Genomic DNA, 16332 nt, shown 5'->3' with positions numbered 1-16332 from the left:
CACATCATTCGAGAGGATCGGAAAGAGCTATGAGTGGAATTACTGATGCCGACGGCGATCTGCTGCGAACTGCGAAAGGCCAGTTCGCGGTCATCCAAGGCGATATCGAGGGCGCCGCGCAGGCCATGGCCGGTATCCAGCAGCAGTGGTTTGCCGCTGTCAAGGGGCAGATCGGCAATGCGGGCTACGAGGCGCTCGGGAACGTGTACGAGCACCTGAAGGGGTCGGCCCACATGATCCAGGACAGGATCATGAATCCCCTGGACTCGGCCGGTATCAAAACCGACACCACCGCACTCGACGAGTCGGAACGTCTTCGGGCCGCCATGGGTGACGACGGTGTCGTGAATGTCGGAAACGCCTCCGGCGCGTGGAACGACGGACAATTCGCCGATACCGGTGTCCTGCAGCAGGATTACGGGAAGATCAATCTCAACTTCGACTGAATTGTCGAATCCATACCAGCGAAAGGTTTGAACCGACATGGCTCAAATTTCCAATAACTACGGACAGGTCGATAACCTCACCGGGGAAACCAACAGGCAGGTTACCCGGCTTCGTGAGGAGATCATTCCGGATGTGAAGAAGCGTTGGGACGAAACCGTCGCGACGTTCCACGGTGAGGGCGCGGACGCCTTCGAGGTCATCACCAAGGAGTTCCACGCGCGAATGAGTGCGCTGGAAGAGTCGTTGAAGAACCTGAACAGCAAGGTCATCGAAATCGCCGCCAGTGGCGGTACCGTTCAGCAGACGGATGGCCAGATCGCCAAGCTGTTCTCGTAGCGAACGGGGTCGCCGGCCGGATGGGACTCGGAAGCCTTCGGTGCTCTCTCGGCGTGACGCTCGGACATACCGTTCGAGGTCGTGCGGTGAGGAGAGTGGACAGCGATCCGATCTCTATCAAGAGGTGCGTCGATGCCGCCCTGATCTCCACGAGATGGTCGGCATCGACGACTTTCCCCGGGCCGGCGGTTCGGTAACACGGGCGTTCGGATCCGGGAATGGGGAAGGTCGCATCCGTACCGAACCCGTCCGGTCAGCGGGACTCCCCAGAGTTGAGAATAGCCTAGCGTTCTAGATGCACCGCTCGGATGCGGAAACAGGAATACAGTCGATCGGAGCCATCGATGATCCCCCTTTCAGTCTTCAATGAAGAGCTTCCCGCGATCAGCGCCAAGCTGGGGATCGGGGAGTCGACGTTGTCGTCCGCGTTGCACACGGCCGGCCCCGTCGCCGCACCGCAACCCACCGGAGCGCATCTGCCCGGCTTCATACTCAGTGCGGGCTTCACGGCGGTCAAAGAGGCCTATTTCGCCAACCTCGATGCCGGTGTCCTCGAAAAGCTGCGTGCCGGCCAGGCGCTGGTCCCCGTGAGTGTCACCTATGAAACCGCGGACACCACCGGCGCCGCCACGGTGAGTGCTGCCGATCGAGCGCGTCTCCAGGCGGAGGGCAAAGAAATCGTCGACGATATCTTCGGCGACTGACCCGGAGGCCTGTGGAGCGGAGTCGCTATGCCGTTCTTGGAGTACTGGGCCCTACCCCCGCGGGCGAACTGGACGAGCCTGAACAGCGGGGAAGGCGCGGTCCCGCTCATCAATACGGCGACCGCCTATCGCGGGGTCCGCGCCGCACTGGATTCCGCCGCCTCGAGTACGGATGGATCTCTGTCCGATTTGGCCGCCTCGTGGCCCGGCGGTCTCGGTACGCAGCGTGCTCAATCGGCGTTCCGTAAGCACAACGAATGGGTGCGGGGTCAGACAATGATCGCCGACGCGCTGGCGCGGGCGGCCGACGAGGGTACGGCAGCGCACCTGATGGCCGTCGGCGCGATGCCGACGCTTCCGGAGATCACGGCATCCGAAACGGCCCTCGCGGAAGCCATCATCGATTTCGTTCCTACGGCCAATACGCCCGCGGCGTTGGTGACCGGTCCCAAACTGGCGACAGCGCTCGGTGCCTACATGCTGCTCTGGGATCGGGCCGCCGCGTCGATGACGGACTACGAAATCGATGCGGTCCGCATCGTGTCGGGTCTGGCCACCGTGCCGATGATGCCGCCGCCCCCGATTCTCACCGCGCCCGGCGGGGGCAGTCAGCCGCCGCTCGATCCCGGCGACGCCCTACGGGATCTGGCGGAAAACGGTCCCGACAGCCAGCTGCTGTCCGAGCATCACAACCAATCGACCGGAGACGGCACCCAATCCACCGGTGACGGGCAATCCGGCGGTGACGGGCAATCCGGCGGTGACGGGCAGCCCGGCGGTGATGGGCAGCCCGGCGGTGACGGCGGCGATCCGGGTGGCTCGGATCCGACGCAGTCCCAGGGCCTCCCGGAGCAGTCCACTTCCGGGCTCGATACGGTCACGGACGGCGGATCCGGTATGGATGGACCGTCTTCGGCCCTGGACCAGCTGCTCGGTACCCCCTCGTCGTCGACTCTCGCGGGTCTCAGCGGCGGAGTCGGTAGTCTCGTCGCCCTCGGGATGACACGCGGTGGCCTCGGCTCCATGCCGGGTGCCGCCACCGGTTTCCGGATGCCGACCGGGTGGACGCCGGGCACGGGAACGCCGTTCGGTGCCACCAGCGGCTCGCCCAGCGGTGCACCGGTGCGCAATATGCCCCGGCGGGTCTCCGCGCCTACCGCACGGATGCGGCGGCGGAAAAAGGAAGAGGACGAGAGGACCGGCAAGGTCTTCACTCCCGGTGAGCAATTCGAGGTACCCGTGCTCGAGCGCCCGCCGGCCATCGGCGTCATCGAATACCAGGACGAAGAATCCGAGGAACAGCTCGTGCTCGACTCGTCTCTTGTCGGAGTACTCGATCAACTCGACGACGATGAACGACGCGACGACGAGAAGACCTTCCGCTGAGCGATCAGCGAATATCCGACATCAACCTCGAAGGGAACGATATGGCCGGCAATGAGTTCCTCGGTATCTTCTGATTTGTTCGAGTATCGCTCGGCCGATGCCGGAACGGCGGAATCGATGGCTACCGATCCGGTATCCATCGATCTGAATGTCGATGCCGCGCTCCTTCTCCGGAGCATGGTCGATATCGACACCTATCCGCCGGTTCTGTCGATCCGGCCGAATATCTTTCGGATCCAGGACCGGGACCGGGTATGGGCGATCGTCAGGGAACAACTCGCCGAGGCGGGAGTGATTTCCGGTGACGAGGTCCATCCTGTGGTCGCCGGCTGGATCCGGCGGCTCGCGCGGCCGGACACCGAACTGATGGTGCAGGTCATCGATCGGGACCAGGAGAGCCGGACGCCCACCATTTTTCGCGCTTCACTGGTGCGTGAGGGCACTGAGCACGTGCTGGCCGTCCGCTACGACGACCACATCGTCATTCAGGCCGTGTTTCACGAAGGCCGCGATTTGAATACACTGACGGCGGTGTTGAAATCCGCACTGGGAGACTATCCGGTTCTGGATTTCGATCCGTTCGTGGTCCCGTCGGCGGCCCTGGAGGATATACCGGCCGGGCCGGACGAGCGCCGGGCCGGACTGCGGGAGCTCGGTGCCCTGCCGCGCACCGCGAGTGTGCTCACCCGGGCCATGGAGGAAGTTGTCCGACGCGCCGAAGTGATCATGGTCCAACACCGGGACGGTGGCGGTGTCCCGGACATGAACGCCTGTATGAACGTGATCGACACGCTCGCGGGACGATTGGTGGCCACGCCCAGCCGGGCCGCGGACGGGCAACTCTGGTCGACCTTCCGCCCCGGCGACGACCCGGCCCTGCACAGTGGTATCAACGCATTGGCCGAACTGCTACCCGGCCGAAGCTGGTTCGATACCGCACGCACCGGTTGAGGTTCCAGTGCTGGATGAGAGGACGGTGAGATGAACCGGGCACCGACAACGAACGGCGACGCCTCCGCGGCGCTCGCCAAAGGCGGCTACGACGCCTATTTCGCTCAGCTCGAGGAACGTCCCGACAGTGGGCCGTCCACACCGATTCCCCCGCCTCCCCCCGACACCCGTCCCGCGGCGGAGGCGTCCGGCGCCCCGGCCGCCGATACCGTCTCGCCGCCGGAAACCGATGCCGAGCGAGGGAGTTCAGTGTCCGCCGAGGATTTCGCCTCCAGACCGGTGTCCGGGCCACCCGCGGGCGGTTCCGCGCCGGCCGCGGTATCGCCCCCGGCCCCCGCGCAGCCCCCGGCCGGCAACGATTCACCGATCACCTCCGAACCCGATCTGGCCGAGCTGCGCCAGCGCGCCGCCACCGCACATCAGCAGGCGGCCGAAGAAGAGCGCCGGGCGATAGCGCAGCGACAGCAACTGGGAGCACAGCCGCCGGTGTCGCCGCCCCCGGTGGGTGCTCCGCCGGAGCCCTCCACCGAGCGCAACCCGGCGGCGGCGCACACCTCCCCGCCGAACTGGGGTGAACCGCAAGCGGGACCCGGACCGCAGGCCGGCGCGGACACCCCGGGGGCGGCGGCTCCGCACACCGGCCGGCCCGCGACTGCCGCGCCCACCGGTACGCAGTCCGGCTACTCGCAGGCCGAGGCGCAGACCGGCTACGAGACTCGAGCGGGCTACGCCGCGAGGCCGGACTACCCGGGTGCCGCGGCGGGTTACGGCGCCCATCCGGGCGCGCCCGCCCCGGTGATGGGCGCCGCCGACAATTCGCGCGTGCCCGACCGCATCCACCGGCCCGCCTACGAGACCTCCGGCCGGATCGAGATCCTGCCGCCCGCGCTGGCGTCGGCGGAACTGCTCGCCGAGATCGCGGCGGTGCGCCAAGCGCATCTGCGTTCCAACAGTGGTGTCCGCGGCGCACTCAACAAGGTCGGATTCAACCTCGGACTCTCCCCGGCCGAGCAGCGGGCCGAGAACCGCCGCACCCGTATCCGCCGCCAGCTCACCGCGCCCTATCAGATCGCGGTGGTGAGCGTGAAGGGCGGAGTCGGCCGGACCACCACCACCGCCGGGCTCGGGTCGGTCTTCGCGAAGCTGCGACCCGACCGGGTCGTCGCGATCGACGCCAACCCGGATTTCGGGGATCTGTCCAGCCGCACGTCCCGGCACCAATACGGCCTCACCCTGCGCGATCTCGCCCAGGCGAAGGGCCGGCTGGATTCGTTCTCCGCCGTGCACTCCTACACCTCGGTCAACACCGCCGACCTCGCGGTGGTCGCCTCGCCGTGGAGCACCGACGCCGGGGAAGCGCTGAGCGGCAGCGAGTACCAGACCGGCGTGGAGATCCTGCGGCGCCATTACAATCTGCTGGTGGTCGACTGCGGAACCGGTGTGCTGGATTCGTCGACCAATACCGTCCTGCGGACCAGCGATGCCGTGGTCGTGGTGACCCCGGCGACGGTCGGCGGGGTCACCGGCGCGGTGGCCACCCTGAACTGGCTCAGTTCGCACGGATTCGATCATCTGATCGCCTCGTCGGTGGTCGCGATCGTCCGGCAGCACCCCGCGAAGCCCACGGTCGATATCGAGGCCATCGAGAAGCTGTTCGCCTCGGCGCAGCGGCCGACGATCCAGATACCGTTCGACCCGCACCTGGCCGAGGGCGGCGAAATCGATCTGCGCATGTTGGAGAAGGAGACCGTGCTGGCTTTCGAGGATCTCGCGTCCGATCTGTCCGACGACTTCCCCGGGTATGTCGCCGAACCGACGGTCGGTGACCACGGAGATTATCGGTGACCGCTGTGCAGGCGGCGCCCCCGTCCCCGGCGGGGGGTGCGGCGCCGGCGGAGGTCGCGCGGGCGCGGATCGCGGTGATGGTGGCCACCTACCAGGTGGATGTGGTGGTGCCGACCAAGTTCACCGTGGAAACATTCATCGACGACCTGGTGGCCGTGCTGGCCAACGCCATCGGTGACGAGGAGGTCGATTTCACTCCGCCACAGGGACAGTGGAGCCTGGCGCGCCCGGGCGAACCGCCGATTCCGCGGTGGCGCAGCCTGGGGGATCACGATGTCGTCGACGGCACGGTGCTGCTGCTGGCCCCGGTCGAATCATCGGAGGTCTTCACCCCGGTGGTCGAGGACATCACCGATGCGCTCGCGCTGATCAACGAGCGTGAGTTCGCCGAATTCGATTCCGATACCGCCGCCGTCGTCGGCCTGGGCGTTTTCGGTATCGGCGCGGTCGGTATCGCGACCCTGCTGTCCTGGAGCTGGACGCAGTCCGGGTCGTGGCTGTGGTGCGGCCTGCCGGCGCTGCTGCTGGGTGTGCTGTGCTGGGCTGCCGCGGTGGCGATCAAGGGCAGCGGTGCGGCCCGGCGGATCTCACTGGGCGCCGCGCTGGCGGCCATTCCGCTGCTTTTCACCGGTAGCGCCATGCTGGTACCACCAGCCTACGGCGAACCCGGTCCGTTCGCGCCCGCCAATATCGCCGCGGGTGCGGTGGTGGCGGCGGTCGCGGCCATGGCCCTGATGCGGGTGACCGGTTCCGGTATCGCCACCCTGATGAGTGTCGCGGTGCTCGGCGTCACAGTGACGGCTGTCGTACTTCCCCTGGCCTACTTCGATCTGGCCACCCGTCAGGTCGCCGGCGGCGCGGTGTTCGCCGGGTTGGTGCTGCTCACCCTCGCACCTCGGATCGCGGTCGTGATCGCCCGGATCCGGCCCCCCGACCTGCCCGACCCGGGCAACGAGGTGAACCCGGCGACGCTCACCGATATCTTCGACGCGGAAACCCACCGGGACGTCGAGCAGAACGCGGAGGACGCGGCGGCGGCCGAGGAGTCCCGGCACGACAACGAAGTGGGTATCGAGAGCCGGGCTCGGCTGGCGGTCACGAGTCTGCGCGGTCTCGTCGTGGCCATCTCCGGTCTGCTGTCGGTGTCGACGGTGATCTGTGCCGCCGTGAGCCCGGGCGGGATCCGGGAGATCGTGATGGGGACGGCCGTCGCGGGGATCCTCGCCATGCGTTCCCGGTGGTACCCGGACCGGGTGCAGGCCATCGCCCTGATCGCCGGGTCCGCGGTGACCGTTCTGGGTGTCGCCGGGGTCCTGGTCACGGCGTACGGGAGTTCGTTCGCACGGGTCTCGGTCGTTCTCATCGTGGCTGTCATCGCCTGCGCGGCATTGGCGGCGGCGTTGACCCTGCCCGGGAAACGGCTCACGCCGGTCACTCGCCGGATCACCGACCTCATCGAATACGCGTTGATCCTGATCGTCCCGGTGATCGCGTTCTGGATCATGGGCATCTACACCGCCATGCGAGGAATCTGATGAGAGTGGGCGGGGCCGCCGCCGCGGTGCTGGCCGTACTCCTGCTGAGTACCGGCGCCGGCCCGGCCGGCGCGCTGATACCACCGGAAGTGGTCGTCGGAGTGGCGCCGCCGGACGGTCCGCCTGGGCCGGAGGGGCCGACCAAACAGACCAGCGGTTGTGTGTCGGCCGGTGTGCTGAAGGATACCGATACCACGCGAACGCCCCCTTCGGAGATCTCGCTGAACCTGAGCGACGCCCGCACTCTCAGCCGGGGTGCCGGGGTGACCATCGCGGTGCTCGATACCGGGATCACGCCGCATCCGCGGCTGCCGAACCTGACCGGCGGCGGCGACTACGTCGTCCCGGGCGGCGACGGCCTCCAGGATTGCGACGCCCACGGTACGCTCGTGGCCGGGATCATCGGAGCCGCCGCCGATCCCGCGGACGGGCTGACCGGCGTGGCTCCCGACGCCCGGCTCATCTCGTTGCGATACCGCTCCAACGCGTTCCGGCAGGACGGGATGTCCAGCGAACCGCGCGAGCAGATCTCGCTGGAGTTGCGGACCATGGCCCGCGCCATCACCCACGCCGCGAATATGGGCGCGGGCATCATCGCGATACCCCTGCCGATCTGCGTACCGGTGGATTCGGGCGTAGATCTCGGTGTGATCGCCGAGGCCGTCGGTTACGCGGTGCACACCCGGGGCGCCCTGATCGTCGCGGGTGCCGGTGATGCCGGGGGCGGGAACTGCCGGCAGAACCCCGATCACGATCCGGGCCGGCCAGGGGATCCGAGGAACTGGAAGTACGTCCAAGCCGCCTCGGTACCGAGCGTTTTCGCCGAATCCGTGCTGTCGGTCGGTTTCACCACGGCCAGCGGCGGCGTCACCAACGAGTCCATGCTGGGTCCGTGGGTCACCGTGGCTGCTCCCGGCACCAGTATCGAATCGCTGGGCCCGGGCGCCGCCGGTGTGATCAACGGCGTGGGCGAACCGAACAAACTGTCCCCGGTCGGCGGCTCCTCGTTCGCGGCGGCCTATGCCGCCGGTGTCGCGGCGCTGGTGCGATCCCGCTATCCGAACGAGACACCCACCGAGATCACCGCCCGGCTGACCGCGAGTGCGCACGCACCGGCTCGCGGTATCGATAACATCGTGGGCGCGGGCCTGATCGATCCGCTCGAGGCCCTGAGCTACCGCACCCCTCCGGAGGTGCCCGAGGGTCTGTACCAGTCGGCGGTACTGGAACTGCCGCCACCTCAACGTCCCCCGGACAACACACCGGGAATCACGGCCGCGATCGTGATCGGCGCGGCGGTGCTGATCGGGGCCGGCGTGACCTACGGCGTGAACACGCGGCGACGGAGGCACGGGTGACGGTGACTGCGGAAAGGGCGGTGCGCGCGCCCGACCGCCGGGTCGCCGGAATCGAACGCGGCCCGTTCGCGGTGATGGCGATCGGAGGCAGTGTGGTGGTAGCCGGTTTATCCGCGTACCTGCCGCTGTGGGGCGCGGCGCTGATCGTGGTCGCGCTCATGTTGTCGGTCCTGATCCGGATCCGGCAGCGGACGCCGATGCGATGGCTGCTGGATTGGCTGTCCTTCCGGACCGGACGTACGGCACGGGCCGCCCTGCTGGGGGATCGGCTTCCGGTACGCGATATCGAGGTGCCGGCCGGCGTCTGCGGTATCGCGCAGGAAGGCGACGTACTGGTCGCGATGATCCAGCTGGCGCCGAATCTGGACCTGCCCACGGTGATCGCCGATCAGACGATCTACACCGAGGACACGGTGCCGGTCGACGCGCTGCTGCCGATGCTGGACCAGTTCGGGATCGGGGTCGATATCGATATCGTCACCACCGGACAGCGGGTCCGGGCCGCGGGCAGCTACAGCATGCTCTACGACCAGCTGATCGGCTCTCAGCCCGTGGTGGGCAACCGGCTGACCTGGCTGGTGCTGCGGCTGGACCAGGAGCGCAATCTCCGGGCCCTGGCGCGCCGCGGCCCGTGCGCGGTGGTGGGCCCGAAAACCCTGGCCACCGCGGCCCACCGGATCGCCGGACGGCTGCGCGAACGCGGGGTGGCCGCGCACCCGCTGCCGGCGTCGGCGTTCGTGGACGCCACCCGGCTCCTGCACGCGGGGGCGGAGCTCACCGATCTGACCGAGCGCTGGGATTGTCTGCGGACCCCGGTGCCGGGGCGTTTCGTCACCAGCTTCGGCATCGATTGGGAACAGCTCGACGATTCGGGTCTGGACGACTGCTGGACCTGGAACAGTGGCCGTACCACGCTGGTGGTCGGGTTGTCGGCGGACGCCGGCCCGCGGGCCGTGGTGCGCTATATCGGCCCGGCGATGAACGAGGCGCTGCCGGACTATCTGCGCCGGTTGCCCGGACGGCAGTCGCTGGCGCTGCGTGCCAGCCTGCCGACCGGGGTCACGCTCGACGCGCTGACCCGGGACGAGCGGACCGTCGAGGAGGCGCCCACGGAGACGGCGGCCTCGCTGGCGATTCCGATCGGGCCCAACGGCCAGATCCTGGGGGCCATCAACGGGCAGCCCCGCCACCAGCTGGCACTGCCGCTATACGATCCCGCTCGCTACAATCCGCGCCGCCGCACGGTCGACGTCCAGGCCCTGTTGCCGGTGGCCCAGCAGCTCGTGCTGCGGGCGACGGTGGTCGGCGCGGATATCGAGGTGCATACCAACCGGCCGCAGCGCTGGCAGAATCTGGTGAGCGCGGTGGGCGATGCGCGCTCGCTACGGCTGGCCGGCGTCGACGAGGGCGATTCCGGTAGCGACGCCACCATCGTGGTGTTCGATCAGTTGCCCCCACAGGTGTCGGCGGCGCCCACCACCGTGTCCATCAGCGATCCGGGGAGCCCGCGGCGCGGGTCGGTGGATCTGTCGATCGAACAGGTCGGGGAGGCCCAGCTGGATGTCCGGATACCGATGCGCACGGTCCGGGTGAATCTGGTGGAACCGCGCGGGGAGACCCGCTATCTCGATCAGCCCGAACGTCCCTCCAGCGTTGTCGCGCCCCCGGTGAATTCCGAGCGCACCGTACCGGTCACCCGGCCGCACGGATATCCCACCCGTTGACTATGGCAGAACAGGTAATCTCGATGACCGTGGTAGCGGACCCCGAACCGGACAGTGCACGAGCGGACGAGGACGGCACGCAGGAGCAGACCCCGAGACAGGCCGCCGCGGCGATATTCTCCAGCCGGCTCTCGGAACTCATCGCCGAATCGGTGGTATCCACCGAGGACGGCTCGACCCGTGGGCTGACACTGTATTCGCTGGCCCAGCATCTGGAACTGGCCTATCCCGATGTGCCGGTATCGCAGTCGGGCCTGTACCGGCTGATCCACGGTGACGCCATTCCGCGGCTGGATCTGATCATCGCGCTGGCGCGGGTGTTCGATGTTCCGCCGGAGTATTTCGTCACCACCGAGAAACCACGCTAGAAAGACCCGTTCGCCGGTGGTGACCCCGGCCCGAGCCTTCCACTGTTGGGAATAACGGCGCGGGTGGGGTGCTGGTTGCCGATACCATTTCGCCTATGCCCGAAGCTGATTCCGGAGATGTTTTTCTCCGCAATCGAGGCGCGATCATGGATGCGCTACTGGCGGATCCGGCGTTCGGGCTCGGCGCGACAGCGCTCGCGGATACCGGAATTCCCGAGCCGGCGTCCGCGCAGGACTCCGCGATCGGTCTCGACGACTCCCTGCTCGCCGGCGCGCCGGCCGCCAGGGAACCGGTCGAGGTCGGAGCCGGGGTCACACCACCGTCCGCGGGAGCCGGGGCGACGGCGCCCGATTCCGGTCCCGCCGTCTCGAGGCCACGCCGTTCGACGGCCGGACCGTCGGCCAGCGAGCGGATCAACGCGTTGCTCAGCGGGCAGATCCCGGATTCCGGGCCGTCCTCCTCGCTGGCCGCCGAGAATTCCGAGCGGGTCGCCGGGCGGCTGGCGGGTGGCACCGCCCCGGAGGCCGAACCGGAGCGTTCGCCCGAACCCGAGCCCACCGGCGCCGAACGGCAGTCGCCGCAGGACCGGGCGCGTGAAGTCGTCGAGCAGCTGCGCAGGCCGCGGGTCGCGCTGGCGGTGGCGGCCGTGATCGCGGTGCTGATCGTGATCCTGCTGGTGCTCACCAGCGGTTCCGAGAAGTCCGACACCTCGCCGCTGGCGATCACCGCCGCGCCCACCCAGCCGGCCCCGCAGACCACCGAGCAGGCCGCGAGCGGCACTCTCGAGGTGAAATCCGCGGAATCGAGCTGCCCATCGGGTGGAACCGACGGGATGGACGCCTTCTCCGGCGAACCGGACAAGGCGTGGTCGTGCCCGCGGGCCTACAAGATCGACGGGCAGGTGCTGCGGATCGATCTGGGCAAGGAATACGAGATCGATTCGATCGCGATCGTGCCCGGCTGGGATCATGTGGGTACCGACGGCACCGATCAGTGGACCAAATTCCGGACGGTGAGCCGGGTCTCGTACCAGTTCGACGACGACGACAAGACCACCTACACCCAGGAAACATTGGATCAGCGGTCGCTGGTGGTGACCCGGATCGAACCGCCCATCACCGCATCGGAGATAACCCTGACCGTGCTCAAGTCCAGCGGTTCCACCTCGTCCAACACCGTGGCGATCTCGTCGATCGTGATCACCGGGCAGTGAGGCCGGAATGAGACACGGAGCGCGCGGATGACGGTCCGGTGTCAGTACTGCGGGCATGCGTCGGCCCCGGGTTCCGGAGCCTGCGCGAATTGTGGGGCGCCGCTGCCGGTGGCGGAGGTTCCCGCCGCGCACGGACACTCGGGCGCGGGTGCCCGGGCGCCGGGACCGCACGGGATGCTCGGTGCGTACCAGGCCGAGATCACCGGGTGGGCCGGTGGACTCGGCGCGCACGCGGGGGCCACTCGCCGGTCCGGTGCGCACGAGGAGCACGCCGACCCCGATCACCCGGGCCGTTCCCATCTGGAGCAGCACGGACCGCGCGGGGCCCTGGGATTCGTGCGCCGGCATCTGGTCGGGGAGGCGGAGGCCGTGGTCCGGCGGCAGCACCCGAAATGGCAGTGGCGGGCGGCGGCCGGTGCGGCGGTCGCGGTGCTGCTGGTGCTGGCCTTCCTGATGGTCAAGTCGTGCGCGCTGACCACTCCGACGCTCACCGGGCCGCCGGGTCTGGCTCCCGCCGGTCCGGGCGCGGTGGATTCCGACCCGATGGCCGCGTTACCGGCGCCGTTGCGTAGCGCGGCCTGCCGGCCGCATCCGGAAACCGAGGGTGTGCGCAACTGCGTGATCGCTGCCGACAGTCCGCTGTTGCTGGGGGAGATCACCGGCGGGCGGACGCTGGCGTTCCAGGTGCACGCCGCCACTCCCGACGCGCTGCGGCAGGCTGTCGCGCAGTGGCGTTCGGCCGGGGGCAGCGTGGTGGCGGACGGGGATGTTTTCGCGGCCGTGAGCGCCTCCTCGGCGGTGTGGTACGCGGATACGAACTCCGGATTGCGCGTCGACACCGGCTCGTTCGCCAGCGCGGCGGGCGCCCGCACCTTTCTCATGCGGTCGGGTCTGCTGCAGCCCTGACTCGCGCGCGAACACTGCCGTCCGTGCACTTCTTCCCTGATCACGCATGGGGTGATCGGTTACACATACGTAACGTACCGCTATACAACGGCACATTAAACGCGTACAGTAACCGGGTAGCAAGTGCTCGAAACCGAAGCGGAAAGGCGCGGATCACGGTGACGACAATTCAGGAGACAGTTTCGCCGATGCGATTCCGGATTGATCCGAACGAACTGGGGACAGCGCGTTTCCGGACCGCGCTGTACCGCACGGCCGACGCGCCGCCGGGCGAATGGCGTTTCACCCTCTACGCCGCCGGCGAGGGTGTCTCGCTGAGCCGGGTCCTGCCGGTTCTGCACAGCCTCGGTGTCGAGGTCGTCGACGAGCGGCCCTATCAGCTCGACTCCCGGGACGAGAACTCGGACTGGATCTACGATTTCCGGTTACGGGTGGTCTCGGCGGTCTTACGCAGCCAACTCGACCCCGAACTGGAGGAGGATCTGGATCTGCCCGACGGTCCGGGGGCCCAGGGCATCGCGCAGCGATTCACCGCCGCGTTCGAGGCCATGTGGTTCGGGGCGGCCGAGGTCGACGCCCTCAACGAACTCATCCTGCGCGCCGGCCTGCACTGGCGGCAGGTGGTGGTGTTGCGCGCCTACGCGAAATACCTGAAGCAGGCCGGATTCTCCTACGGCGCGGCGGGTATCACCCGGGTGCTGCTGGCCAGCCCCGATATGTCGCGCGGGTTCGTGCGGCTGTTCGAAGCCTATTTCGATCCGGACGGCGCCGCGGAATCGGCCGCGGCCATCGCCGACTGGCTGGAAGCCGAGATCGACGCGGTGGTCAGCCTCGATACCGACCGGGTGCTGCGCGCGGTCCTCGGTGTGGTCTCGGCGACCCTGCGGACCAACTATTTCCGGCGCGACGCCGACGGCGAACCGCCCGCGCATCTCTCACTGAAATTCGACCCACAGTCGATCGCCCTGCTGCCGCAGCCGCGGCCGCGGTATGAGATCTTCGTGTATTCGCCGCGGGTGGAGGGTGTGCATCTGCGGTTCGGTGCGGTGGCGCGTGGTGGTTTGCGGTGGTCGGATCGGTTGGAGGATTTCCGGACCGAGATTCTGGGTTTGGTGAAGGCGCAGGCGGTGAAGAACGCGGTGATCGTGCCGGTGGGTGCGAAGGGTGGTTTCGTGGTGAAGCGCCCGCCCGCCGCCACCGGCGACGCCGGGGCCGATCGCCAGGCCCTGTTCACCGAAGGTATCGCCTGCTACCGGACCTTCATCTCCGGACTGCTCGATCTCACCGACAATGTCGAACACGGAACCGGCACGGTGCTGCCGCCGGACCGGGTGGTGCGCCGCGACGGTGACGATACGTATCTGGTGGTCGCCGCCGACAAGGGCACGGCCACATTCTCCGATATCGCCAACGATGTGGCGGGGCGGTACGGGTTCTGGCTGGGCGATGCTTTCGCGTCGGGTGGTTCGGCCGGTTATGACCATAAGGCGATGGGGATTACCGCGCGGGGTGCGTGGGAGAGTGTGAAGCGGCATTTCGCCGAGATGGGGATCGATACCCAGTCGCAGGATTTCACGGCGGTGGGTGTGGGGGATATGAGTGGTGATGTGTTCGGCAACGGGATGTTGTTGTCGGAGCATATTCGGTTGGTGGCGGCTTTCGACCACCGTCATATCTTCCTGGATCCCGATCCGGTGGCGGCGTCGTCGTTCGCGGAGCGGAGCCGGTTGTTCGAGCTGGCCCGGTCGAGTTGGGCGGATTACGACAAGTCGCTGATCAGCGCGGGCGGCGGCGTCTACGACCGCACTGCCAAGGCTGTTCCGGTGAGTCCGCAGGTCAGGGCGGCGCTGAAGCTGCCGTCCACGGTCACCCGGCTCTCCCCGCCGGAGATGATCCGCGCGATCCTGGAAGCGCCCGTCGATCTGCTGTGGAACGGCGGTATCGGCACCTATATCAAGGCGAGCGCCGAAACCAACGGCGATGTCGGCGACAAGTCCAACGACGCGGTACGCGTGGACGCCGACCGGTTGCGGGTGAAGGTGATCGGTGAGGGCGGCAATCTCGGCGCCACCGCGCGCGGCCGGATCGAGTTCTGCCGTAACGGCGGGAAGATGAACACCGACGCGCTGGACAATTCCGCGGGCGTGGACTGCTCCGATCACGAGGTGAACATCAAGATTCTGCTCGACGCCGCGGTCTCCGCGGGCGAACTGGATATCGCCGATCGCAACCCGCTGCTGGCGGAGATGACCGACGAGGTCGCCGAACTGGTGCTCCAGGACAATATCTCGCAGAATTTCCGGATCGGGCTCTCACGTTCGATCGCCGCCCGGCGCGGAGCGGTGCACCGGCGCCTGCTCACCGAACTGGAAACCCGGCGGGGTGTGGACCGGCACCTGGAGGCGCTGCCCTCGGACGCGGAGATGGAGCGGCGTATCGCCGCCGGAGCCGGGCTCACCTCACCCGAACTCGCCACCGTCATCGCCCATGTCAAACTCTCGCTGAAAGCCGATCTGCTGGCCGGGGATCTGCCCGACAGCCCGACCTTCACCGCGATCCTCCCGCGATACTTCCCGACTCCGCTGCGGGACCGCTTCGCCGGCGCCATCGCCACCCACCCGCTGCGCCGGGAGATCGTGGCGACCGTGGTGATCAACGAGATGGTCGATTTCGCCAGTGCGACCTTCGCGTTCCGGCTGGCCGAGGAAATCGGCGCCACGACCGACGACGCCGTGCGGGCCTTCACCGCCGCGGTGGAGATCTTCCAGCTGCGGGAATTGTGGGCCCGGATCCGGACGACCCCGATGCCCGCGGACGTGCGTGACCGGCTCGAGCTGGAAACGCACCGCGTCCTGGAACGGGCCGCCCGCTGGCTGTTGCTGAACCGGCCCCAGCCCATCGCCATCGGCGCCGATATCGCCCGCTACCGCGACGGTGTCCGGGCACTGGCGAGCCAGGTCCCCGGCTGGTTGCCGACCCCGCTGTCCGACCATGTCGCGGCGCGGGCCGCCGCCGAGGCGGAGCAGGGTGCGCCCGCCGATCTGGCCGTCGAGGTCTACCACCTGATTCAGCTGTACCCGCTGCTGGATGTGCTCGATATCGCCGATATCGCCGAACGGGACGCGCACGAGATCGCCGAGCTCTATTTCGCGCTGAATGCCCATCTGGAGATCACCCGGCTGATCAGCGCGGTGAACGACCTCGACTACGACCAGCGCTGGGCCGGTCTGGCGCGGCTGGCCCTGCGCGACGACCTGTTCGAATCGTTGCGGCTGCTCACCCTGGATATCGCCACGGCCACCGACCCCGAGGATCCGGTGGGCGAGAAGCTCGACTACTGGGAGCAGACCAACCGCTCCCGGCTGACCCGGGCCCGGGCGGCGCTGACCGAGATCTTCGGGGTGACCCGGCACGATCTGGCGACACTGTCGGTGGCGGCGCGGCAGGTGCGCAGTCTCGCGGGCAGTACGGAATCGGGGCTCGTGGGCTGACCCACTCCCGGAACCGGCCTGTTCGGCATTCGCCGAGCGGGCCGGTTCTGTTCGGATCGGCGGGAGA

12 protein-coding genes and 1 pseudogene are annotated in these 16332 nt (G+C 68.1%); all 13 read left to right on the top strand.

Annotation, left to right across the window (positions count from 1 at the left end; translation table 11 throughout):
- Positions 1 to 29 precede the first annotated feature (29 nt).
- On the top strand, positions 30 to 446 hold the full coding sequence (locus ACZ6SF_RS27375) for a hypothetical protein (protein WP_466065771.1): 417 nt from the start codon (positions 30 to 32) through the stop codon (positions 444 to 446).
- Positions 447 to 483: 37 nt separating this feature from the next.
- Complete coding sequence (locus ACZ6SF_RS27370) at positions 484 to 783, top strand: hypothetical protein (protein WP_466065769.1); 300 nt, start codon at positions 484 to 486, stop codon at positions 781 to 783.
- A gap of 344 nt (positions 784 to 1127) precedes the next feature.
- Complete coding sequence (locus ACZ6SF_RS27365; protein WP_466065767.1) at positions 1128 to 1487, top strand: hypothetical protein; 360 nt, start codon at positions 1128 to 1130, stop codon at positions 1485 to 1487.
- Between the two features lie 27 nt (positions 1488 to 1514).
- Positions 1515 to 2873 (top strand): PPE domain-containing protein, encoded by a 1359-nt coding sequence (locus tag ACZ6SF_RS27360; protein ID WP_466065765.1) that lies wholly within the window; start codon positions 1515 to 1517, stop codon positions 2871 to 2873.
- Between the two features lie 117 nt (positions 2874 to 2990).
- Complete coding sequence (locus ACZ6SF_RS27355; protein WP_466065763.1) at positions 2991 to 3824, top strand: ESX secretion-associated protein EspG; 834 nt, start codon at positions 2991 to 2993, stop codon at positions 3822 to 3824.
- A gap of 30 nt (positions 3825 to 3854) precedes the next feature.
- A complete protein-coding gene (locus tag ACZ6SF_RS27350; RefSeq protein WP_466065761.1) occupies positions 3855 to 5669 on the top strand; it encodes an AAA family ATPase in 1815 nt (604 codons plus the stop codon).
- Entirely contained in the window at positions 5666 to 7204 is a 1539-nt protein-coding gene (eccD, locus tag ACZ6SF_RS27345; protein ID WP_466065759.1) for a type VII secretion integral membrane protein EccD, read from the top strand. Before ACZ6SF_RS27350 ends, eccD begins: the two co-directional genes overlap by 4 nt.
- On the top strand, positions 7204 to 8562 hold the full coding sequence (gene mycP / locus ACZ6SF_RS27340; RefSeq protein WP_466065757.1) for a type VII secretion-associated serine protease mycosin: 1359 nt from the start codon (positions 7204 to 7206) through the stop codon (positions 8560 to 8562). Before eccD ends, mycP begins: the two co-directional genes overlap by 1 nt.
- Complete coding sequence (gene eccE / locus ACZ6SF_RS27335) at positions 8559 to 10286, top strand: type VII secretion protein EccE (protein WP_466065755.1); 1728 nt, start codon at positions 8559 to 8561, stop codon at positions 10284 to 10286. Before mycP ends, eccE begins: the two co-directional genes overlap by 4 nt.
- Positions 10287 to 10309: 23 nt before the next feature.
- Positions 10310 to 10654, top strand: a complete 345-nt coding sequence (locus ACZ6SF_RS27330) for a helix-turn-helix domain-containing protein (RefSeq protein ID WP_466065753.1) — start codon at positions 10310 to 10312, stop codon at positions 10652 to 10654.
- Positions 10655 to 10749: 95 nt separating this feature from the next.
- On the top strand, positions 10750 to 11868 hold the full coding sequence (locus ACZ6SF_RS27325; RefSeq protein WP_466065751.1) for a discoidin domain-containing protein: 1119 nt from the start codon (positions 10750 to 10752) through the stop codon (positions 11866 to 11868).
- 174 nt (positions 11869 to 12042) lie between these two features.
- Positions 12043 to 12774: a hypothetical protein gene (locus tag ACZ6SF_RS27320; RefSeq protein WP_466065749.1), complete on the top strand. Its 732-nt coding sequence runs from the start codon at positions 12043 to 12045 to the stop codon at positions 12772 to 12774.
- Between the two features lie 242 nt (positions 12775 to 13016).
- Positions 13017 to 16265, top strand: a pseudogene (locus ACZ6SF_RS27315) (NAD-glutamate dehydrogenase); the annotation flags it as partial.
- Positions 16266 to 16332 lie beyond the last annotated feature (67 nt).

This window comes from Nocardia sp. NPDC049935, from assembly GCF_055586645.1.
Note: the sequence above shows the minus strand (reverse complement) of the source record. Positions and strands in the feature narration are given on the sequence as shown.